At 45.9% G+C, this 21,644-nt stretch carries 19 protein-coding genes and 1 tRNA gene; 13 read left to right on the plus strand and 7 right to left on the minus strand.

Annotation, left to right across the window (positions count from 1 at the left end; translation table 11 throughout):
• From Q0277_RS10350 to Q0277_RS10385, 8 genes are all read left to right on the plus strand, one after another.
• On the plus strand, nucleotides 1-185 hold a 185-nt coding region (locus Q0277_RS10350), incomplete at its 5' end, for a DUF3137 domain-containing protein (protein ID WP_297997772.1).
• A gap of 185 nt (nucleotides 186-370) precedes the next feature.
• Complete coding sequence (locus Q0277_RS10355) at nucleotides 371-1,345, plus strand: DUF3137 domain-containing protein (protein WP_297997774.1); 975 nt, start codon at nucleotides 371-373, stop codon at nucleotides 1,343-1,345.
• Nucleotides 1,346-1,616: 271 nt separating this feature from the next.
• Nucleotides 1,617-1,692: transfer RNA gene (locus Q0277_RS10360), tRNA-Val, on the plus strand.
• Nucleotides 1,693-2,236: 544 nt separating this feature from the next.
• Nucleotides 2,237-2,557, plus strand: a complete 321-nt coding sequence (locus Q0277_RS10365) for a hypothetical protein (RefSeq protein ID WP_297997776.1) — start codon at nucleotides 2,237-2,239, stop codon at nucleotides 2,555-2,557.
• Between the two features lie 105 nt (nucleotides 2,558-2,662).
• Complete coding sequence (locus Q0277_RS10370) at nucleotides 2,663-3,067, plus strand: hypothetical protein (RefSeq protein ID WP_297997777.1); 405 nt, start codon at nucleotides 2,663-2,665, stop codon at nucleotides 3,065-3,067.
• 131 nt (nucleotides 3,068-3,198) lie between these two features.
• Complete coding sequence (locus tag Q0277_RS10375) at nucleotides 3,199-3,528, plus strand: hypothetical protein (RefSeq protein ID WP_297997779.1); 330 nt, start codon at nucleotides 3,199-3,201, stop codon at nucleotides 3,526-3,528.
• 362 nt (nucleotides 3,529-3,890) lie between these two features.
• Nucleotides 3,891-5,963 carry a TonB-dependent receptor gene (locus Q0277_RS10380; RefSeq protein WP_297997780.1) on the plus strand — a complete coding sequence of 691 codons (2,073 nt, stop codon included), beginning with the start codon at nucleotides 3,891-3,893 and terminating at the stop codon, nucleotides 5,961-5,963.
• 119 nt (nucleotides 5,964-6,082) lie between these two features.
• Nucleotides 6,083-6,874 carry a class I SAM-dependent methyltransferase gene (locus Q0277_RS10385; RefSeq protein WP_297997782.1) on the plus strand — a complete coding sequence of 264 codons (792 nt, stop codon included), beginning with the start codon at nucleotides 6,083-6,085 and terminating at the stop codon, nucleotides 6,872-6,874.
• A gap of 290 nt (nucleotides 6,875-7,164) precedes the next feature.
• On the opposite strand, the gene Q0277_RS10390 is transcribed toward Q0277_RS10385, so the two are convergent.
• The 3 genes from Q0277_RS10390 to Q0277_RS10400 form a co-directional block, all read right to left on the minus strand.
• The gene (locus tag Q0277_RS10390; RefSeq protein ID WP_297997783.1) at nucleotides 7,165-7,926 is read right to left on the minus strand and encodes a hypothetical protein; all 762 of its coding nucleotides are present in this window, start codon (nucleotides 7,924-7,926) and stop codon (nucleotides 7,165-7,167) included.
• 605 nt (nucleotides 7,927-8,531) lie between these two features.
• Entirely contained in the window at nucleotides 8,532-9,662 is a 1,131-nt protein-coding gene (locus tag Q0277_RS10395) for a hypothetical protein (RefSeq protein ID WP_297997784.1), read from the minus strand.
• Between the two features lie 55 nt (nucleotides 9,663-9,717).
• A complete protein-coding gene (locus tag Q0277_RS10400) occupies nucleotides 9,718-10,272 on the minus strand; it encodes a manganese efflux pump MntP family protein (RefSeq protein ID WP_297997788.1) in 555 nt (184 codons plus the stop codon).
• Between the two features lie 86 nt (nucleotides 10,273-10,358).
• Here Q0277_RS10400 and Q0277_RS10405 point away from each other — a divergent pair, with 86 nt between their 5' ends.
• Both Q0277_RS10405 and Q0277_RS10410 read left to right on the plus strand, forming a co-directional pair.
• Complete coding sequence (locus tag Q0277_RS10405) at nucleotides 10,359-10,988, plus strand: hypothetical protein (protein ID WP_297997793.1); 630 nt, start codon at nucleotides 10,359-10,361, stop codon at nucleotides 10,986-10,988.
• Between the two features lie 42 nt (nucleotides 10,989-11,030).
• Complete coding sequence (locus Q0277_RS10410; RefSeq protein ID WP_297997796.1) at nucleotides 11,031-12,869, plus strand: DMT family transporter; 1,839 nt, start codon at nucleotides 11,031-11,033, stop codon at nucleotides 12,867-12,869.
• On the opposite strand, the gene Q0277_RS10415 is transcribed toward Q0277_RS10410, so the two are convergent.
• Entirely contained in the window at nucleotides 12,813-13,616 is an 804-nt protein-coding gene (locus Q0277_RS10415; RefSeq protein ID WP_297997799.1) for a metal ABC transporter permease, read from the minus strand. The two genes, Q0277_RS10410 and Q0277_RS10415, sit on opposite strands and share 57 nt — an antisense overlap.
• Nucleotides 13,609-14,376 carry an ABC transporter ATP-binding protein gene (locus Q0277_RS10420; RefSeq protein ID WP_297997819.1) on the minus strand — a complete coding sequence of 256 codons (768 nt, stop codon included), beginning with the start codon at nucleotides 14,374-14,376 and terminating at the stop codon, nucleotides 13,609-13,611. Before Q0277_RS10420 ends, Q0277_RS10415 begins: the two co-directional genes overlap by 8 nt.
• A gap of 99 nt (nucleotides 14,377-14,475) precedes the next feature.
• Between Q0277_RS10420 and Q0277_RS10425 the strand changes: the two genes are divergently transcribed.
• The 3 genes from Q0277_RS10425 to Q0277_RS10435 are packed head-to-tail and all read left to right on the plus strand — an operon-like array spanning nucleotide 14,476 to nucleotide 18,629.
• Nucleotides 14,476-15,384 carry a class I SAM-dependent methyltransferase gene (locus Q0277_RS10425; protein ID WP_297997800.1) on the plus strand — a complete coding sequence of 303 codons (909 nt, stop codon included), beginning with the start codon at nucleotides 14,476-14,478 and terminating at the stop codon, nucleotides 15,382-15,384.
• Complete coding sequence (locus Q0277_RS10430) at nucleotides 15,347-16,219, plus strand: cytochrome c peroxidase (protein WP_297997801.1); 873 nt, start codon at nucleotides 15,347-15,349, stop codon at nucleotides 16,217-16,219. Before Q0277_RS10425 ends, Q0277_RS10430 begins: the two co-directional genes overlap by 38 nt.
• Entirely contained in the window at nucleotides 16,209-18,629 is a 2,421-nt protein-coding gene (locus Q0277_RS10435) for a GGDEF domain-containing phosphodiesterase (protein WP_297997802.1), read from the plus strand. The genes Q0277_RS10430 and Q0277_RS10435 overlap by 11 nt, the downstream gene beginning before the upstream one ends.
• Before the next feature lie 269 nt (nucleotides 18,630-18,898).
• Here the strand turns inward: Q0277_RS10435 and Q0277_RS10440 are convergent, their stop codons facing one another.
• Complete coding sequence (locus Q0277_RS10440; RefSeq protein ID WP_297997803.1) at nucleotides 18,899-19,051, minus strand: hypothetical protein; 153 nt, start codon at nucleotides 19,049-19,051, stop codon at nucleotides 18,899-18,901.
• 174 nt (nucleotides 19,052-19,225) lie between these two features.
• A complete protein-coding gene (locus Q0277_RS10445; RefSeq protein ID WP_297997804.1) occupies nucleotides 19,226-20,734 on the minus strand; it encodes a succinate CoA transferase in 1,509 nt (502 codons plus the stop codon).
• Between the last annotated feature and the right edge of the window lie 910 nt (nucleotides 20,735-21,644).

Raw genomic sequence — 21,644 nt, forward strand, 5'->3', positions numbered from 1 at the left:
TCGCGCTTAGTTTCAGAAAAAGCAAAATTTATATAAAAATCCCCCGCGGATACGATAGCTTTGAGCCCGATCTAAGTAAGCCGATACGCGGTGATAAGCTCGCGAGCAAGATACAAATCGATCTGGACGCGATGCTACAAATCGTAAAAATTCTAAAGTTGAATGAAAAAATTTGGACGTCTTAACGGGCGTAAGGCGGAGCGAGGCAAGCGGGGCGAAACGAGGTAGGGTATGGCGAACAAACGGAACGTGCGGTTTGCGCAAGTAGCTGCAAAATTTAGCGACATCCAAGCGGCATATGCCGTATCGGGCGCAGATTTACGCTGTGCCGCAAGGTTGCGCCATTAAATTTAATAAATAGAGGTTGGGCGTGGATATTAAAACCGTCATAGAGTTAGAAAAGCAGCGCAAACGGCTTAAGAAAAGTCGCAAGCTTTGGAAAATTTTAAGTTACCTCGTAGCGTTTGCGGTTTTCGGTCCGATGCTTGCGCTCGCATTGATAATCATCTTTCTTGATTTTCCCAAACTCGATCTTGGCATAGAAAGCTTATCTTTTTTGGTCATGTCTATTTTAGCAATAATCGCCATGCGGGACGAATTTTACGAGTGGATTTTTGAGCGCAAAACCGAGCGATTTTTGATGCGCTACAAAGAGCTTTATCTCAAGCCTTATATCGAGAGCCTGGGCTTTTCGTATAAAATGGGCGCGCTTTTTCAGGAAAAAGAGGTAAGAGCAAGCGAGATATTTGACGGATTTGATAGATTTCGCGCGGATGATCTGGTTTGCGCGAACGCAGGCGGAGTAGATTTTATGTTTTGCGATATAAGGCTGGAAAAAGAAATCGGTACGGGAATTCCATTTATTTTTAAAAATAATTACGCCACATTTTTCGAAGGACCCTTTTTCGTGGCAAATTTTAATAAAAAAATTGGCTCCGATGTTTTTGTTTTTTCGGGCGCGGCGGCACCCACAGGCATAGATTTGCCGCCGTCTGCACTACCGCGCAAGCTATGGAGCAGCCGCAAAATCCCGATAGATAACGCGGACTTCAATGCAAACTTTTCGGTTTACGCAAGTGATACGGTGGCGGCTATGTATGTCCTGACGCCCGTGCTGATGGAGAAAATTCTATCTCTTAAACAGCTCGTAAAATCGGATATCTCGCTTAGCTTTAAGCAAAATAAAATTTATATCGCGATATCTCGCGGCGCCGATAGTTTCGAGCCGAGCTTGGATCAGCCGATGCTCAATGCCCGCATCGCAAATGATATCAAAGCGGATCTGGACGCGATGCTACAAATCGTAAAAATTCTAAAGCTGAATGAGAAAATTTGGACGTCTTAACGGGCTCAAGGCGGAGAGGCAGGCGGGTGAAATATGACATGGTAAAGCAAGGCGGACGGAATAAAACAAGGTAGTAAAACAAGACAAATGTAGAGTAAGGCGGGCGAGACGGAATGCGACGAATAAGGCGCGCCGCGCGAATGCGGATGAAATTTCACGCGAAATTCCATCGTAGCGACTAAACCCTACGCAGAATTTCGACGGAATTTTACGAAAAATTAAAATTTGCTTGCTATTGAGAGATTTTTTTGATATACTGCCGTTTCTTTTTGGCCCCGTAACTCAGTTGGTAGAGTGTCACCTTGACATGGTGGAAGTCGTTGGTTCGAGTCCAATCGGGACCACCATTTAAGCTATTTTTAAGTTATAATCACTTCTTTCTATTTTTCTTTGATTCCTGCTTAAGTTGTTTTCAAATTTTAATCCACTTCATTTTCACGCACAGCACCTGTCTTAAATTTAGTTATTCCGACCTCTTTCATTTTTATTTTAGATATAATTTTTCCAAAATACTACGAGATCGATTAGCCGATCGATGAGGTAAATTCTATCGGCAACCGATTAAATTTAGAAAGGAGTATCGGCGATATATGGGGCAGTATGTTATAAAAACCTTAGATTACTGCGCAGAAAGGGGACTGCAGCTACAATGAGAAAAGGACTTCGCGATCTCCGTCAATGCTCCAGGAAACGAAGTTACTATAAGGGCGAATAAAAGCGGGCTTATATCTCTTGCCAGGCATTTGCTTACTTTAGCGCAAGATTTTGCGCCGAAACATTCGCATATACATCTGGATAAGTATAATTCGCTTGAGGAGGGCTCGGCGGAACTTATAAACCAAAAAGATACCGAGCGGCAAAGATAAATTTTTATGCTAAAGAAAGGTGACAATGAGAGAAAAACACATTGTAGAGTTATTATCCTCCGCAATCGAAGGAGACGGGATCATATCCGTAGTATTTAAATTTTTCCATATAGATTGGGGATACACGCTAGAGGAGCTCGATCTAATTATAAATTTCGGTATAAAAAATGGCGATCTCCTTATAGAAGATATGCATGATAAAAACAAGCACTACGACAAAATAGATTGGCGGCTAGATAATGTGTATCAAGAGATCGTTATGGTAGATATTTACAAATATATGCCATTGCTATTTTCCAAACATCCGACGGTACCGGATCCTTATAAGCAGTTCATTACGGAATAAAATTTGCGTATGACAGCACGGATAAAACTATAAAATTTAAAGGATCGGACGGTATGGCGCAAAATACGATGAGCAAAGCAGATCATAAGGAAAAGGGGCGGCGCAATGCTAGATAGAATTGCCTCTTTTTTGACAGGCATAATGTGCTTCTTATATCTTATAAATTTTACGGTACATAAACATGTAAAAATAGGCGAGAAATATATTAAATTTGATGATGCGGGTAGTTTGTGGATATTGCCCGCAATCGTATTTTTAATAATGGGTATTTACGGCTTTTATTTCGCCTTTCGCTCTGAAAAGAGTATAAAAAAATACCCGAAATATATGTGGCGTAAGGACTGCTTTAAATTTTACATGTACGAGGACGTCAAAGATACGGATCAAATTTGCCCAGACTGCGGCAAAAAGCTTACGGAGTATAATGACGGCGACTACTGGCGAAGAAACGCTCCTCATCAAGGCGTTAAACCGCCAAAGCCCAAAAAGCGTAAATTTAAAAAGCGATGAAATTTTGATTTGTTATACGAGGAATATAAAAATGCTAAATAGAATTTTTGCATTAATCGGCTTTTTCGCTTTTTTTCGCATGGGGACTGGCGGCCGCTCTATTGGGGGAAGTTGGTATAAAACCCGATTTTATGGCATCGGTAAAATTTGATAGCGCGTATCTGCGTATCATCATAGGAATTTTATGCTTTGCGGCGTGCGCTTTCTTTTTATATCTCGCATTTCGCTCCGAAAAAAGCATAAAATATTATCCTAAATTTATGCGCTGCAAAGAGTGTCTTAAATTTTATAATTTCTCGGACGTTAAAGATAGGAGCGTTTGCCCTAAGTGCGGAGGCGAGCTGCAAGATTATGCCGAGATAGAAAAGTGGAATCAAGCAGAAAAGAATAAAAAGCTTGAAAGATATTATAAATTTGAAAAAGAGTGGCTAAAGAGGGCGAGTCATGATAAAAATAATTGATGCGCAAGCAAAATTAAAAAGGCCATATGGAAAAAAATGAGCGCTAGGATAGGTTTAATACTTTTGGGCGCATTTTAGACGGGTATGATTTTAGGGATTGACTAAATTTTAAAAATTCCAGCTAGATTCGCTTCGCAAATTTGCCGCTTTAAGAAATAAAAACCGCTAAAGAGTCTAAATTTAAAACCAAAATTTTACCGTGCCTCTCAAAACGCTCAAGATCAAAATTTCATCCAATCTACGCCAAAATTTTAAAAAATCTATCTTTAATCTTTGAAATTTATTATTATTTAATCAAGAGAAATTATAATATAGCATTTGCAAATCATTCGCAAAATTCTAATTTTAAATAGGGGAGAGTGATGTTTAAGAAATTTTATCTTTCAAATGCTGCGATTGCGCTAAGTTTGTGCGCCGCCTTACAACTGAACGGAGCCGAAAACAACGCTACGTCCGAAAATATCAACGCGCCTGGCGCGAGAGCGGTAAATTCCGCAGCTCCTAAAAACGCTTCCGGCGCGAACGCCACGAAGCTGGGCACCATCGTAGTTACCGCAACGGGCTTTGAGGATATGCTTAAAAACGAGGTTCGCAACGTCTCGGTCATCACTGCGGAGGATATGGAAAACCGCGGCTACCGCGATCTGCGCGAAATTTTAGAAAAGGCGCCGGGGGTTAGCTTCCACGGCGATATGGTCGATCTGCGCGGACAGGGTCAGAAGGCAAATACCTCCGTCAAGGTCCTTCTTAACGGAGTCGCGCTCAATATGATCGACACGACGCCGACGAGCATCCCGATCGATCTCATTCCGATCGAAGATATCGAGCGCGTGGAGATCATCCCCGGCGGCGGTAGTGTGCTTTACGGCAGCGGCACCAGCGGCGGCGTGATAAATATCATCACAAAAAAGGGCGCCAGATACCCATACGCCAATGTCTCCACCAAGATCGCGTCGTATAATTATAAAGATCTAAATTTAGGGCTCGGCGGAGGCGTGAGCGATAATCTGTTTCTAAAAACCGCCGTAAAGGGCTTTAAGCAGCGCGGATACCGCAAGGGCGAGAAAAATACCGGCTACTACGGCTCGCTCGGGATGCATTATAAAATTTCGGACGAGCAAAGCATCTCCTTTGATCCGAGCTATTATCAGGCGCGAACCTATTCGGTGCCGAGCTTAGGGCTTGCCGAGCTTAAGGCGGATCGCCGCCAGCAAGGAGGCGAGCGGACTTTTACCAAAAGCACGCGAGCAAATTTCGATTTCGGCTACACGGTAAAATTCGGCGATAAAATCGAAGCAAATTTGCACCCTTATTATCAAGATATCAGGATCATTCAGAGCGGATTCGTAATGAAAGACCGCAAAGAGGGGGCAAATTTAAAAGGCAAGCTCGACTACGACAGCGGCGAGTTCATAGCGGGATATGATTATCTCAAAAACAAGGGCTTTCGTAGGATAAATTTTGATGTCGCGATGAATCCTATGATGAGCCTTTCGCAGCTTACGATCTTTGATATGCAAAAGCTTACCCACTCGGTCTATGCGCTGCAAAAGCACAATTTCACCGATCTGTTTTCGCTTAGTGCTGGCGGGCGTTTTGAGCGCGCCGAATACAAAGTAGATCGCGAAGTCTCTACGACAATGCGTAGGATGGGGCGCATATTTCATACTCAAGAAAGCACGCACGTAACGGATCATAAAAACAACTACGCTTTTGAGATTACGCCGAATTTTAATTATTCCAAGGATGGCAATCTATATTTTAAATTTGAGCGCGGCTATATCTCGCCGGGGCCTAATCAGCTTATCGACAAGCTCGGTCGCAACGGGCCCTATGTGCTTAATAACCTCAAATCCGAAACTTTTAAAACCTACGAGATCGGTCTTAAAGACCTGATCTACGGGCAATACGTAAGCGCTACGATCTTTTGGACCGATACGAAAAACGAGATCATAAACGAAACTTTGGGCAGCTCGATCACCGACGGTTGGCATTTTATCAATATCGACGAGACGCGCCGCAAGGGCGTGGAGCTGTATGCGGAGCAAAGTCTGCTTTCAAATTTAAAGCTCAGCGAGACCTTTTCATACGTGGACGCCAAGATCCAATCCGGCGCGAATAAAGGCAAGCAGGTTCCGTTGGTAGAGCGCTCGAAGTTTGTTTTAGGGCTCGATTACGAGCCGATTAGAAATTTAACGCTGATGAGCGATTTTAAATATTTCTCATCATCGCACGACGTCAACCACGATAGGATCGACTCGCGCACGATCGTAGATCTGGGCGCTGCGTACCGCTTCGCAAGCGGATTTTTGATAAGCGCCGGAGTCAAAAACGTCTTTGACGAGGAGTATAATTACAACCAAAATTTACGCTCGGACATCTATACTCCGGCTCCAGGGCGCAACTATTACGTGGAGTTTAAATACACCTATTAGCGTGCGTTTAAATTTAAGCGAGGTTTGAGCTGCGAAATTTAAAATTTACGGGCGGAATTTAAAATTTCGCCGCAGCGTGCTTTTTTGCCGCGAGATTAAATTTAATAAAAGGAGCGAAGATGAAACCGGACTATAAAAACTGGGTGCCTAAGGGCATGATCGTGAGCTTTGCCGCGGGTGCGGGCGTAGCGTTAGTTTTGTTTTTGATTTTCGGCGTTTGCGGCGCCTTCGTAGGCGGCGTGCTGAGGTGGTTTCTTGCCGGGCTTTTCGGCGCAGCGGCGCTGTTTTTGATCGGCTTTACGATATACTGCGTCGTGTGGTACCGCGCGTTTGATTACGGCGGCAAGCGTCAGCTCTCGCGCGCGATCGTAGAGGGCACGGCGAAATACGTGGATCTGCCCGAGGGCGGGCGCGGGCTGGACGTAGGCTGCGGCAGCGGCGCTCTAACGATCGCCGTCGCCAAGCGCAACCCGCACGCATCAGTGCTAGGCGTCGATCGCTGGGGCTTTGAGTACGCGTCTTTTAACAAACAGCTGTGCGAATCAAACGCGCGTGCAGAGGGGGTTAGCAACGTTAGCTTCGAGCAGGCTGACGCCACGCAGCTGCCCTTTGAGGACGGCAGTTTCGATGCGGTTACAAGCAACTACGTCTATCACAACATCATGCGCAAGGACCGCCAGGCGCTGCTTTTAGAGACGCTCCGCGTGCTTAAAAAGGGCGGCAGCTTCGCGATCCACGATCTTTTCTCGCGCGGAAACTACGGTGACATGGATGCTTTCATCGCACGCCTTAAGGAGCAGGGCTACGAGCGGGTCGAGCTTATAGACACGACGCAGGGGCTTTTTATGGGCCCGCGCGAAGCCAAATGGCTGATGCTGGGCAGCTCAAAGCTTCTGGTTGGTAGAAAATAGAGAGCCTTCGTAATTGCTACTTTACTATTGCGGACATCTTTTTTAGCTCAGCTATTAGTATGTCGCCCAAGACGGCTGGGCTTTTTAAATTTAGCCCAAATCTTGCTCGCAACAAAATACCCGTCTTTACAAAAAGCTTGGGTTCTGAATCAAAAACATCTATCTGAGTGTTTGCTTGCGAAATTTTATATAGTTTGCGTGATAGACTATGCCGCCTGCATCGGTATCTTCGTAGTAGATTCATATCTTCATTACATCATTCTCCTTTTTTGCACCCAAGCATATTATTTCTAAATAATTAATGTTTTTATAATATTTAAGTATTCAAAAATTTTTTCTTTAGGGGGCCTTTCTTCTTCTTTCTTAATCGCTCTTTTAGCACTATTAAATTCTACTGGCATTATCGTTTTAATCGTAAAACAAAGACTGGGCTTTCCCTCACTATTCTTACCAATATCAAACGCAATAGGCATGAATATATCATTAATCACAATATGAAATCCTTTGCTTAAATTTTTCCTGATTTCATCATAATTACTTTGATTATGCATTAACTCACTGCAAAGGCTATCATACATAGACAAACATCTTAACAAGATCGGTCTTATCATTGAAAATAAAAATTTTTTAACTTTATCTGGTGTGGATAGCTCTTTGATATTACATCTTTCAATAAATCGCAATAGGGCATGAAAAGAAAAATTTATAAATATCCTCTTATATATCATTCCGTCAGTCAGGCTAAATATAATATCAAATCCAATATATTTATAGTCCTCTTCGATTATTTTATTAGTAGAACTATCATCTGGATTTTTTTTCATAATTAACGTTACATCCGCATATACAAATTCCCATTTTTTTGTGTTTGGTCGATAATGCTCCAATATAATTATATGCTTCTCTTTTTGAAGTTTTTCAACATGCCGTCTTGCAATAACTTTTCTTCTATTGTCATTAATTGAAAAATAATTGATTTTTGGGCCTTCCCTAAAACAATCAATTATACTTTGCGCAATAGCTCTTTTTGATTTATTTTCAAATATGTTCATTCAAATTTTACCTCACTATTTATACAATACTCCGCCGCATAGATATATTTTCTTAGATCATTATACACTCATCCAAAGAGTGGCTTTTAAAAATTTGATCAAATTTTGGTTTGACATATCCCCCTGCAGTTTTAAATTTTTATTTTTCATTATACATTAAAATTTACATAATAGCTTTATTTAATGACACGCTTGATGAATTTTACTTTACTTTATATATAATTCATTCCTCTTTTATGCCATTAGGTCGTACTCAATGTCGCGAGCAATCATTAAAGGTTGATCGTAAAAAATCGAAAAAAGCATGGTATAACCTAAATACCTATGCAAGCGTAAGCAAGATATTATGGAATAGCATTCGTTCTTTTTGGTGATACTAGCTCGTTTAAAGTGAGAATAGTGCCAAAATGTCACTTTGCCTATATGCGCAGCGATTTCATCAAGGTCGTTGCCGCCGCGATTGAAACGACATTATTCAAAATTTTACATGGACAATTACGCTTTATGCAGTGAACAGCGCAGAATTGGGTGCATTAATTCAAAAGACTGAGAGGAAATTTCATAAGTTACAGAAATGCATATCTGAAGGTTAGATTTCACCGAATTCAAACGCGATATAGGCTAAAGCAGCCGTAGTCGGTGCGCACGGCCAAAAATTCCTCGCCATTTATGCGTTCAAATTTCGCCTCGCAGCGCTTCACGACGTGCGAGAGCTCAAAGCTAAGCTGCAAATTTCCGCTTTTTAGATCGATGATGCGGGCTTTGTCGTACTTTATTAACGCCAGCCTCGAACCGTCCGCGCTAACACAAAGTTCGTCTGCCTCGGTGCATTCGTCCCGCAGCCAAGCGGGCTTTAGCCGCTCGCCGTTTGCGGTATCGAGGCAAACTAGCTTGCCTGCGTAGCGCTCCTTGCCTAATACCGAGCCGTCCGCTAAAAAGCAAATTTTATCAAAAATGCCGAAATTGCCTCCGATCTCGTTTAAAACTTCTCCGTTTAGCGTGCTTAAAATTTTGATCTCGTTTTGCTTGCAGCAAAGCGCGAGCCGCGTGCCGTCAGCGTCGAGCGCGGCGCACAAGATCGGCGCGTAGCTTTTCATTTCGGATCTGTATTCGGCAAGAGGCGAAATCTCGCCGCCGCACAGAGTAAAAATTTGACCCAACATCGCAAACGCCGCCGTATCTTTCGCAGCGCAAACGAAACTCGTAAATTCTTTGCTATTTTTAAAGCTTAACCCTTGAGAGAGATCGCTAAATTCGCCGCTCGAAGGATCAAATTTAAAGATAAAATGATCCAGATCCAAAAGCAAAATTTCGCCCGCGCGCTCCGCCTGCCACGCAAGCGGCTTTGGCAAGAGGGTCTGCTGCTTTACGGCGCCGCTTGCGTCCAGTCTGATTAGAAAATCATCCAGCGCTCCGCCCTCTTTGTAGCCGCTGCATTTATAGACGAAAAGCTCACCCTCCGCTCCCGCAAATGCTAGCGCGCCCGTGTATCCGCCGCCGATGTAAACGTGCAGGCTCGTTTCGCCAGGCCTCGCATCCGCGTTTTGCAGGACGTAGCCCTTCTTTAGGCTCTCCCACTCCTTTTTTACGCAGGCTTTTTGCGCTTGGTCTATGCTAGCAGACTCCTTTTGCGTCTGCCTCGTTTTGCCGTTTTTGATGCTCTCGCTGAGTAAAATTTTGCCCTCTACGCGCAAATTTAAGCGGTCGCTGCCGCTCAAATTTATTAAATTTTTCATTTTTGCTCCTGCGGATTAGTTTTAAAAATTATCTCAAAGCGGCGCTTAAAAGCCGCTAAATATCGATAATACCGAGGTGCGAAAGCAAAATTTTAACCCCGATTAGGATCAAAATCGCGCCGCCTAAAATGAGCGCCTTTGAGTGCAGATATTCGCCCGTTAGCTTGCCTACGTAGCACGCCGCGACGCACAGCGCGAAGCAGACGAGCCCGATTACGCAACAGGCGTAGAGGATGTTTATCTCGCCAAAGGCAAAGGTCACGCCCACAGCCATCGCGTCGATGCTGGTGGCGATCGCGCCCAGCATCAGCTCCTTCGTGCTTAGGCGAAGATCTGGCTCGTCCTGCTCGCGGCGGGATTCCGCGATCATTTTAACGCCTAAAAACGATAAAATTCCAAACGCGACGAAGTGATCGATCTGTGCGATAAATTTTACGAAATTTATCCCCAAAGCGTAGCCCGCTAGCGGCATTATAAACTGAGCCGCCGCGTAGAAAAACGCGACGCGCGCGATCTGTGCAAATTTAAAATTCGGATATTTCGCGCCGTTTGAGATACTAAGCGCGACGCTGTCCATCGCAAGCGCGAAAGCGATGAGTAAAAGCTCCATATCTAGCCCTTTTGGTATTATAAAAGCGTTGATTATACATTAAAATTTTCGAAATAAAATAATCAATCTTTAATTAGGGAAAAACTTTGCTTAAAAAATTAATCTTTTGTTTATTGCCGCTATTTGCAACTGCTAGCTGGGAGGAGGTCGCCGTAAAGGGGCTGGACGTGATGCTTAGTGCGGGCGCGGGCGATAGCGAAAATTTTAAAAACTCGCTAAGCACTCTGATCGAACGCGCTGCAAATGAATACGAACGCGCTGGCGTACAGGATTACGAGCTCGATCTGCCTAGCTACATTACCGAGCGCGTGGGCAAAAAAAGCATCGCCGTGCAGAATATGCAAAGGCTGGCGAGCAAGAAGCTAAGTCTTGCCGTAGAGCCGATCAAAAAGCTCGTGCTGGCTAAAATAAAAGATATGTCCGAAGCCGATACTAAGGCGGTAATGAGCGGCGAGGTGCTATTCAGCCACTATCTGCGCACCAACGCCTTTGATGAAATTTACGAAATCATTCGCCCTTTGGCGCGTGAACTAGGAGCCGACGCGAGCTTTGCTAAAAGCTTTAAAAGTGCCGTCGGACGCGAGCCTGGAGACGATTTTAGTAGCGAATTTAGCAGCGCCTTCATCAACGAAAGCTTCGATTTTTTAAGCAAAAATGAAAGGGAATTTCGCAAAAACTCGGGCGCGATTTTAAACGCGATAAAGACGGTCAGATAGGCGCGACTGCACTAAAATCTCGGCGAAATTTTACTTTAAATTATGAAAAATTCTATCTCGGAGCTCGCGGAAAATTTCAATTCAAAATCCGCTTTAAATTTTATCTCAAATCAGATGTGCGAGCGCGCGAAAAATACAGCGCCTGGCGGTGCGGTAAATTTCGCTCCCGCTCCCTACCTCAAAAGAAATTTCAAATTTCAAGACGCGGCCGCCGAGTTAAATTTCATCTGCAAAAGAAATTTAAAATTTTATCCCGTTTCGGTCAGTTTTGCCGCACGCAATCGTGCTTCGGCCAGTTTTGCCGTGCACAGTCTCGTCGCGCCCTATTCCGCCCTGCGCGTCAAAAATCTTGAAAGAAAATCCGCTTTAAATTTCGTAACTCTTGCGTTAAATTTAAAGCCCGCGCAGGCCATGGGCCGTGCCGAAAATAAAGCCTTAAATTCCGCGAAATCCTCCAAAACATATCCTTGCGAAAATTCGGCAAGAAATTTCAGACAAAATTTTATATTAAATTTTGCGGAAAATTACACTCGCGACGGCACAAATAGCGCGAGTTTGCTAAGCCGTGCAAGTGTCGTAGACGAGCTAAATTTAAGCCCCACAAAAAGCCTCGCTGCCGCCCATACGCTACGCTTAAAGAAAAATTTTACCGAGGTCATTGCAAGCGGCCACGGCTCTGCTCATACGCCGCAGAGCTTTGGATTGAAAAATTTTAAGGCGCGGAATTTTGCGAAGAAATCTAATTCGGCAGAGAATTCTAGCTCCGCTCGAAGCTTAAATTCCGCGCAGAATTTCGATTTCGCGCAAAGCTCTGATTCTACGCAGAGCCCTGCTGCTGCGCAAAATTCTGCCTCTACGCAAAACTGCACGCAAAGCTCGAATTCCGCGCAGAGTTTCGGGCAAAATTCTAGTTCCGTGCGAAGCCGCGCGCAAAACCCCGCTCCACCTAGCAGACTGTGGGATCTGGGGCTACTTTTCGTAGCGATCGTTTGGGGATGCACTTTCGTGCCGGTTCAGCGCGCGCTGCATAGCGGCGACGTTTTTAGCTTTTTATTTTGGCGCTTTTTGGCGGCGAGCATTTTTACCTACCTCGCCTGCCTGCGCTTCGGCGTCAAATTTGACCGCGGCACGATAGGGCGGGGCGTGTTTTGCGGGCTGATGCTATTTTGCGATTTTTCGTGCCAGACCATAGCGCTTGATTATGCGCTCTCCTCGACGGTGGCGTTCATTTTGGGGCTAAACGTCGTCATCGTGCCCTTTTTGATGCTTGCGTTTTTCGGCAAAAAGGTCGGTGCGAGCGCCTTTGGCGGCGCGGTTGTGGCGCTTTTGGGGCTGTATTTTTTAAGCGGAGCAAGCGCGGTGGGTTTCGGCATAGGCGAGCGGCTAACGCTGATTTCCGCGTTTGCATACGCGCTTCACATCGTCTTTACCGGCGTCTGCGCGCGTAAGAGCAATCTCTACGGCTTTGTGATCGTGCAGTTTATCTGCGTCTGCGTCTGCGCGCTGATCGCGGCGGTTTTCACTCCGCACGCGGAATTTGAAGGCGAGATAAAGGTGCTAGGAAATTTGATCTTTTCGCCGAGTTTTGATTTTGTTTTCGCGCTGGTTTTGACCTCGATCTTTGCCACCCTCGCGGCGTTTGTGATCCAAACAATGGCGCAAAATCGCGGCGTAAGCGAGATAAAAACGGTGCTGATTTTCGCGCTGGAGCCCGTAAGCGCGGGCATTATGGGGTATGCCTTCGGCGAGAAGCTAAGCGCGCTTCAAATTTTAGGCGCGGCGCTGATACTCGCAGGCATCCTGCTTAGCGAGCTGGGCGGGATTTTAGGCGCGAAGTTTGCTAAAGATCGAGCTTGCGAAAAAGCAGACCGAGGCGACTAGGATTATCGAAGCGCCGCTGGTTAGATTGAGCTTAAAGCTCAAAACAAGCCCCGCCGCGCAGAAAAGCGCCGATAGCCCGCAGCTTATCGCCATCATCGAGCCTAAGCTTTTTGAAATTTTTTCGGCGATGAAGGGCGGGATCGTCATCAGCGAGATCACCAAGATTAGCCCCACGATCTGAATCGACGCGACCACCGCGAGGCTCGCCATCACCACGAGGACATAGTAAAAGACGCTCGTATTTACTCCGCGCAGCAGGGCGAATTCCTTATCGAAGCTGATCGCTAAAAACTGCCTGTAAAAGCACGCCGTAAGCGCCGCAAATGCCGCTCCACAAATGCCGATGAAGATTAAATTTTCGTGATTTATCGCTAAGATCGAGCCGAATAAAAAGCTCATCAGATCGGATTTGTACCCCGGCGTGAGATCAGCGAAAATTATCCCCAGCGCCATTCCAAACGCCCATATCGCGCCGATTACGGCGTCGAAGCGCTCGGTGTTTCGCAGCGTGACGTAGGCGATGAGCAGCCCCAAAAACAGCGCAAATACGCTAGCTCCCAACACGGGCGAGATGCCTAAAAATAGCGCGATGCCGATGCCGCCGTATGCGCCGTGCGCGATGCCGCCTGCTATGAAGCTCATGCGATTTATCACGACTAAAGAGCCCACTACGCCGCAGACTACGCTGACTAAAAGCCCGCCGAGCAGGGCGTTTCGCATGAAATCGTAAGATAAAATTTCAGCCATTTTCGCCCTCCTTGCAGCAGCATTCGTTAAGCGCGAGATCGACGGCGCAGAAGTGCCCGTGCTCGCGTCGCAGGTGATCTAAAAATTCCGCTCTGCCTCCCGGATTGATCTCATGAGTGTGCGCCGAGCCGTTTGCGACGTAAAGCGCGCGGTTTGCGTAGTTTAGCGCGAGCTGCACGTCGTGGCTGATTAAAATTATGCCGCAGCCGCTCTCGTTTAGGGATTTTAAAAGCTCGTAAATTTGAACCTGTCCCATCGTGTCGATGCTCGCTAGCGGCTCATCAAGAAGTAAAATTTTAGCCTTCGCACACAGCGCCCGCGCGATGTAAACGCGCTGTCTTTGTCCGCCACTAAGCTCGCTGATACGGCAGTCTGCAAGGTCTTGCATGCCTACGCGTTCCAGGGCTTGCATGGCTTGCTCGCGCTCGGATTTGCTGTAAAAGCCGAAAATTTTCTTATCTATCAGCCCCATTAAAACGACTTCGAGCACGCTTATGGGAAAGCTTTTATTTATCGCGATGAACTGCGGCACGTAGCCCATTTGCGCCCTGGCAAGCGCGGGCGATCTGCCTAAAATTTCGATCGTGCCCGAGCTTGGTCGCAATAGCCCCAAAAGTAGCTTTAAAAGGGTGCTTTTGCCGCCGCCGTTGGGCCCGAAAATTGCTAAAAAATCGCGCAGCTCGTAGTTTAAGTTTATATCTTTTAAAATTTCGCGTTTTTCGTAAGCAAAGTTTAAATTTCTTATCGTCACGTCCGCCATGAACGCCCTTTCGCCTAGATTTTGAAAGTATTTATTATAGCCCAAATTCGGAAAAATTGCCAAATTTTGCTATTATTACAAAAAATTTAAAGGCGAGCGGTGGAGAAAATCAGCGAAAAATCAGATGAAAATAGCTGGGATAAAAAGTCCGAAAGTTACGCTAAATTTAGCGGCGAGTTAGGGGATTTCGGTAAGCGAGTGTTTGAGATACTGCGCGGCTGGGGCGCGAGCTTTGCGGGCAAAAGCGTGCTCGACGTGGGCGCCGGTACGGGGGTTTACTCGCTGTATCTCGCGTCGCTGGGCGCTAAAGTGACGGCGATCGATAGCTCGGAGGGGATGCTGCGCGAGCTAAGGCGCAGCGCGGAGGAGTTTGGCATCAGCTTGCAAAACGTATTAAATTTAAGCTTTGCGGAGTTTTACGAGCGGCTGAGCCGCGATGGTTTTGCAGACGCAGCGGGCGAAAATTTTAAAATTTATCCGCGCTCGCAGAGCGAAATTTCAAACTCGCAAACTCAAGAAGCGCAGGCTTTAAATTTAAAAGACGCTGCGAGCAAAAGCCGCGAGAGCGAAAATTTTAAAATTCCCGCAGTTTTTGACATCGCGTTTCTTACTATGAGCCCCGCGCTAAAAAGCACGGAGGATTTTGAGGCGTTTTTGGCTTTGGGCGAGCGAAAAATTTATCTAAACTGGGCGAGCGAGCGCAATTCATCGATGCTGGCGCCGCTGTTTGAGCGCTTTGGCACAGGGCACAAAAGACTTGCTAGCGCCGCCGAAAAATTTGAGGCGCTGCTCGGGGCACGCAACATCAAATTTAAAAGCGAAATTTTAACCGAGAGGCGCGAACAAAAACGCAGTCTGCAAGAAGCTGTGCAAAACGCCGCGTGGCACCTGTATATGGACGGCGCGGAGGCTAGCGAGCGCGAGATCGAGGAGATTTTGGAAAAGCAGGCTAAAGGCGGGATGATAAGCGATGAGATCGAAGCGAGTTTTAAGCTGTTTTATATTTAGCCTGGCGCCGCTTTTGGGGCTTTGCGGCAATCTTTTTACGCCGCTTGAGATGCCTAAATATGACCCGCAAAAGGCGCGGCTGGGCGCAAAAATTTTTACCGACGTAAGATTTAGCAGCAAAGGCCGCTCCTGCGAGAGCTGCCATAACTTCTATCTAAACGACTCAGGCGCTTCAGTGCGCGATGGACGCGTGCCTACGCTAATAAATTCTTATTATTTTGACCGCTACTTGGGCGATTATAATTTCGCGGGCTTTGAAGCGCGGATCGCGGCGTCGGTTTTTGGCACGAACGAGCTTGATGCGAGCGAAGATAGAATTTTAGAGCTTATTAAGAAGAATTTAGCCTACAAGCAGGCTTTTGAAAGTGCTTACGGTGAGGCGAATACGGCGAACTTCATTGATGCGCTGAAGGAATTTTTAAAATCCAAAACGGCGATAAATTCCAAATTTGACCGATTTTTGCGCGGCGAGGTTAAGCTAAATGATGCCGAATATAACGGATATGTGCTTTTTGTGCGGCTGTGCTCGGCATGTCACAACGGCGTTAGCCTAGGCACCGGCAGCTTTACTAAAATTCGTCCAAGCGCGGAAGAGGAGGATGCGCCTAAGCATAGGCTCACTTCCGATGGATTTGAGTTGCGCCGCGTGCCTAGCTTGCGCAATATCACGCAAACCGCGCCTTACGTAAACGGGCAGACGGATTTGCGTCTTGCGGTGCGGCAGATCGCAAAGGATCTGCTAAAATACGATCTTAGCGATGGAGAACTTGATGCTTTGATGAGCTTTTTAGCTACACTTAAGGGCGAGATGACGGAGGCGCAGGATGAAAGATAAGATAATGTGGGCTTTGATGGCGGGGATTATGATATTAGGCATAATCATCGCCGGGAATTATTTCTCGTCGCTAAGAGATGTAGCGAGATTTAGCACGATTTCGCGCGAGCTAGCTTTGATCGATAATGCCGACAACCGCTTAAATATATTATTTGATGCAAAGATCGCAAGAAGGGACTTTTCGATCGCAAATGCCGATATGCGCGGCATCTATCAGGTGTTGCAAGCTCTGCAAAAAGACAAAATCATCGATAAAATCGGACTTAGCAGCGATGTGCGCGCGATCGGAAGCGCTTTTAGCGATAAAATTTCGCTTTTAGACGAGCTTGGGGCTTTAAATTCGCAGAATTTAATCCTTTTTCAAAGTCTGCAGCAAAAATTTTTATCCAGTGGCGCAAATGCGCAAAGAGCAAATCTCTACTCTCAAATTTTAGGGCTTAACTATAAAAATCGTTCCGAGATCTCTGCTTTAAAAAGCGCGCTAGAAAGCGCAGATGCGTCAAGCCCCGACGAAGCTGCGTTTATAGGAATCGCGCGGCAAATTTTAAGGAATTTCGAGCGTCAAAATATCATCGTAAGCGATAATCTCTCGTTGCTCAACGAGCGCTTCGCAAGTCTGCGCGAACGATTTTCTTACGCTAGCGAGAAATTCTACGGCTCGTTTATGCAAATGACGATGCTTTACACGGCGGTGTTTTTGTCGTTTTTACTGCTTACTTACATCATAAATTCCAATGCTTTGCGTAGTAAACGCGCCCTCGCGCCCTATCGCGCCCTATGCGAGGAGGCAGGCGAAGCGATAGTTTTAGCAGATCAGAGCTTTAAAATTTTATACGCTAATAAAAGCGCGCTTAGCTTAAGCGGCTACGAACAAAACGAGCTGCAAGGAAGCGATCTTGGAGTTTTGATGCCCAAAGATAAGGGGACCGAACTTCCTGCGATGGTAAATAAAAGCGCCAAAGATACGCGCCTGCTTCGTAAAAACGGCGAACTAGCCGATGTGAGCCTAAGGCTAGCAAATATCGCGGCTGCATCTAAGCCGCCGCTATATGCGCTTTACGCTCATGACATCGGCGAGCGCGAGATTATGAAGCTAGCTCTTGCGAGCGCAAAGGAGAGCTTAAACAATCAAGTCTATATCGATCATCTTACGGGCCAGGGCAACGAAGCAGCGCTATACGAGCTAATAAACGCCGAAAAAACGGGCGTAGCGATCTACATAACTATCGTAAATTTTGCAAATTTACGGCTTTTTTACAAGGCGGAGACGACGAATGAAATTCTGCGCTCCTTTGCGCGCACGCTTGCGATGTGTATCGAATCGCATGAGATCAAAGCTAGTATCTTTCGCATCCAATCGGATGAGTTTTGCCTATTTTACGAGGGACTAAATGTCGCGCGCGACGTGGAGATCATAAACAAATATTTTACCGACAAGGTCTTTAATCTCCATACGACCGAGGGCTTTGCCTCCGCGCCTTTAAATATCACGATGGGTGTAAGCGAGCGTGCAGACGTAGCGGGCGGCGCAAATAGGGTCTTTCAGGCGGTTATGGCGATGTATGAGGCGCAGAGCAAAAACGAGCACGTGGGCTTTTACTCGCGCCCAAATGCGATTGAGGAAAAATATCTTCAAAACCAGATTATGATCAACACCATTCAAAACGCGATCAAGAAAAATCAAGTCTTTGTGCTCGTTCAGCCCATATTTGATATTACCCACCGCGACCCTAGTGGCAACACATACGGCACCGAGGGCGGTGATTATGTCCCGTTAGTATATGAAATTCTAATCCGCCTAATCGATCGTTCGGGCAAGACGCGCTGCCCGGGTGAGTTTATCGATATCGCAAAGCAAACCTCGCTCTACATCCCGCTAACTCAGGTCGTAATAAACGAAGCCTTTCGCTTGCTAGACCGCTTCGCAGGGACTTGCTTTAGCATAAATCTTTCATATTTTGACATCGCAAACGAAGGTATCAAGGAGCTTTTAGAGCGCAAGCTAGCATCCAGCCCAAATGCTTCAAATCTATTCATTGAAATTTTAGAAAGCGAGGAATTCGACGATTACGAGAGCCTTAGAAGCTTCATCGCCGTAGCCAAAAACTATGGCTGCAAGGTCGCGATAGACGATTTTGGCAGCGGATACTCCAACTACTATAGAATTTTAACGCTCGACGTGGATTACATAAAGATCGACGGAGCGCTCATCAAAAATATCGCAAACGACAAAAACTCGCGCGCTATCGTCGAAACTATCGCTAACTTCGCGCGCAAGCAGGGCTACGAGCTCATCGCCGAATACGTAGAAAACCACGAAATTTCAATCATCTTAGAAGAGATGGGGATTAAATATATGCAAGGCTACTTCTACAGCAAGCCGATGGAGCCTTCGAGGATAAAATTCTAATCTCATCTCGCCGCGACTTTATAGCCCGCCTCTTTAAATTTATAGCCCAAAGATCGCCTCCGCAAGGTGAGAGATTCTGATTTAGCAAGCCGCCGCTTTAATTTATACAGAATTCATCTTGGCAGATACTGCGCGGTTTTATCGCAAACTTATAGCGCGCACCTTATAGCTAGGATTGCCGTAAAAGCTTGCGCATGGCAAATGAAGTGAGAGCTAAATTTAAAATTTAATAGCGGATTTATGGATAAAATTTTATGAAGTTCAAAATTTTAAAATTCCAAGCCGTAAAATTTTAAAATTTGAAATGCGCGAGCGGCAAATTTAAGGCTAAATTTTAAAATTTCGTAGCGATAAAATTTTAAATTCCGCGCCTTAAATCCGCCTGCAAATTTTAAAATTTTATGACGTGAATTTTGATCCATTCGTTTTATAACATTTCGCGCGAACTTTGCAAAATAAAAATTTTAACGAGCTTTACTCTAATTAGCGATAGAGCTTTCAAATGCAGGTGAAATTTTTAAGTGCAAACTTCCCACTTCAGCAAGAATGAGCTTAAATTTTAGGCTTTAGCGCATTAGCTCAAGCGCAAATTCGCTCTAAGCCTTCATACTCCCCGTATCCTTAAATCTTTGATGCCACGACAACGCCTCGCTTAGGATGTGTGGAGTATGCCCCGCACAGGGCTGCGCGCATGCCCGCTCGAAATAATCTCTCAGCGCGTCTTGGTAAGTGGGATGCGCGATACTTATCATCGCGCGAGCCCGCTCACGAGGGCATTTACCGCGCAGATCGGCGATGCCGTATTCGGTGATGATAACCTGAGTATCGTGCTCGGTATGATCGACGTGGCTCACGAAGGGCACGATAGCGCTAATCGCGCCGCCCTTAGCGAGCGACGGGCTCAAAAATAGCGACAAATATCCGTTGCGAGCGAAGTCACCGCTACCGCCGATGCCATTTTTCATCTGCGAGCCCATGACGTTAGTGGAGTTTACATTGCCGTAGATGTCTGCCTCTAGCATGCCATTCATCGATACGACGCCAAGCCTTCTGATGAGTGCTGGCGAGTTGGAGACATCTTGTGAACGTAGTATGATGTGCTTGCGGTAGAAATCGATGTTTTTTTGAAATTCCTCGACACCTGCAGGGCTAAGCGATAGCGCTGTGGCACTTGCAGTGCCTACGACGCCTCTTTTGATGAGATCTAGCATGCCGTCTTGGATCACCTCGGAGTAGCACTGCAGCCCTTGGTAGCCAGCATTTTGTAGTGAGCTAAGCACAGCGTTAGCGACGTTGCCGATGCCCGATTGTAGCGGCAGTAGCTTCTTTGCGGGAAGTCTGCCGCAAGCTTCCTCGTTTTTTAAGAATTTTACGACATTGCACCCGATAGCGCTTGAAATTTCATCCACGGCGGTGAAATTATTGACGCGATCATGCGTCCTAGCCTCTATGACAGCGATTACTTTGGCAGGATCTACATGCATATAGGGACTGCCTACGCGATCGCCTACGTGCTTGATCGGCAGATCCGCAGTGTGCGGCGGCAGGCGCAGATCCGTAACGTCGTGAATGCCCTCCAGCTCAAGCGGCTGATAGTAATTTACTTCTAAAATCACGCGATCGGCGATATCGAGCCAGGCTTGGTTGTTGCCTAGCGACGTGGACGGTACGAGCTCGCCGCTTTCTTTAATCGCCACTACTTCGATCACGGCAAAGTTTAGATGTGGAAAAAAGCCCGCCTTAAGCTGCGCGGCAAGGCTTGATAGATGCACGTCTGCGTATTGCACGGCGCCGCTATTTATCGCACGGCGCATATCGGCATCCGTAAAAAACGGCGCGCGAAAGCTCACGGCACCTGCTTTTACCAAAACTCCGTCTAAAAGCGGATCGGTCGATGCGCCTGTAAAAATTTTGATTTGATAGGGCTCGCCTTTTTCGTGCAGCGCCGTCGCTCGTTGTGCCAGAGCCTGCGGCAGCGCTAGTGCGCAGCCCGCCCCAACAAAGCCGCTAAAGCCCACCGATGCGCCGTTTGGGATCAGCTCGCAGGCTTCCTCGGCGCTCATAATTTTTGATTTTAGATATTCGTTTTGCACGCGTGAGTTCATTTTCCGTCCTAGCCGTGATTTGGGCGAAATTATAATATTTTTGCGCTAAATTTCAAAATCTAAATTTCGTGCGCGAGCTAGGCTATAGAGCAAAATATGAGGCGCGATCGGTTGGGATACGTCGCCAAACGCCTCCGATCAGGCTTTTTTGCTTCGGCGGTTTGAAATACGCACTTGCACAAGCGCTCCGTAAATAGGGTTTTAAGCGTGATTGAAGCTTGGTTTAATGATCTAGCTACGATATCATTAAACGCTTATCTCGCACCAAATCTTGCGGAATTTAGGCGCAAAATTTCATCGCATAATTTGTGAGCTGCGATATTTAAATTTAAGCTTCCTTTTGCAATTTAATCACTCACCGCACTCAAATTTAAATCTCCGCCTTGTAATTTTAAAATAGATATTTTAAAATTTATCGCTCGTGGCGTTTAAATTCCGCGTCTAGCGAGCCTTGAACTCATATTTGAAATTCCATCGCTTGCGGTGCACGCATTTGCCCGCCGCACCTATATTTTAATCCGCATTAATTGAAATTCCCTCTGCCTAAAATTCTTGCCACTACACGCAAGACGGCAATTTAAAATTTCGACCGCGCTTTTTTTGGAGCGGCTCGACGTAGATACGCAAAATTTTGATAAATTTACGCTTGCAAAATTCTAAAAATCATATCATCGTCACGACTAAATTGCAGATTTTGTTTAAATTCTAGTTCTTAAAATTTTAGACTGGTCGTCACGCACGATTTGCAATTCAAAGAGCCTTGCCGCGTAAATTCTAATCTCTACTGAGTCCAAAAATTACAACGCTTAAGACACAAATTTAAACGCGTTTTAGAATTCAAAATTTAGCCCGCCTTGTTACCATTTTCGGTCGAGCTTTATAAAATTTCGGCAAATTTTATACTCGCGGA

The sequence above is a fragment of the uncultured Campylobacter sp. genome (assembly GCF_938030815.1).
Classification (GTDB): domain Bacteria; phylum Campylobacterota; class Campylobacteria; order Campylobacterales; family Campylobacteraceae; genus Campylobacter_B.

Excerpts from the sequence above, each read along its gene's own strand:
- Q0277_RS10390 (WP_297997783.1), bottom strand. The coding sequence starts at position 7,926 with ATGAACATATTTGAAAATAAATCAAAAAGAGCTATTGCGCAAAGTATA.
- Q0277_RS10400 (WP_297997788.1), bottom strand. The coding sequence starts at position 10,272 with ATGGAGCTTTTACTCATCGCTTTCGCGCTTGCGATGGACAGCGTCGCG.
- Q0277_RS10410 (WP_297997796.1), top strand. The coding sequence starts at position 11,031 with ATGAAAAATTCTATCTCGGAGCTCGCGGAAAATTTCAATTCAAAATCC.
- Q0277_RS10430 (WP_297997801.1), top strand. The coding sequence starts at position 15,347 with ATGAGATCGAAGCGAGTTTTAAGCTGTTTTATATTTAGCCTGGCGCCG.
- Q0277_RS10420 (WP_297997819.1), bottom strand. The coding sequence starts at position 14,376 with ATGGCGGACGTGACGATAAGAAATTTAAACTTTGCTTACGAAAAACGC.
- Q0277_RS10445 (WP_297997804.1), bottom strand. The coding sequence starts at position 20,734 with ATGAACTCACGCGTGCAAAACGAATATCTAAAATCAAAAATTATGAGC.
- Q0277_RS10365 (WP_297997776.1), top strand. The coding sequence starts at position 2,237 with ATGAGAGAAAAACACATTGTAGAGTTATTATCCTCCGCAATCGAAGGA.
- Q0277_RS10385 (WP_297997782.1), top strand. The coding sequence starts at position 6,083 with ATGAAACCGGACTATAAAAACTGGGTGCCTAAGGGCATGATCGTGAGC.
- Q0277_RS10380 (WP_297997780.1), top strand. The coding sequence starts at position 3,891 with ATGTTTAAGAAATTTTATCTTTCAAATGCTGCGATTGCGCTAAGTTTG.
- Q0277_RS10435 (WP_297997802.1), top strand. The coding sequence starts at position 16,209 with ATGAAAGATAAGATAATGTGGGCTTTGATGGCGGGGATTATGATATTA.
- Q0277_RS10395 (WP_297997784.1), bottom strand. The coding sequence starts at position 9,662 with ATGAAAAATTTAATAAATTTGAGCGGCAGCGACCGCTTAAATTTGCGC.
- Q0277_RS10415 (WP_297997799.1), bottom strand. The coding sequence starts at position 13,616 with ATGGCTGAAATTTTATCTTACGATTTCATGCGAAACGCCCTGCTCGGC.
- Q0277_RS10370 (WP_297997777.1), top strand. The coding sequence starts at position 2,663 with ATGCTAGATAGAATTGCCTCTTTTTTGACAGGCATAATGTGCTTCTTA.
- Q0277_RS10440 (WP_297997803.1), bottom strand. The coding sequence starts at position 19,051 with ATGGATCAAAATTCACGTCATAAAATTTTAAAATTTGCAGGCGGATTT.
- Q0277_RS10375 (WP_297997779.1), top strand. The coding sequence starts at position 3,199 with ATGGCATCGGTAAAATTTGATAGCGCGTATCTGCGTATCATCATAGGA.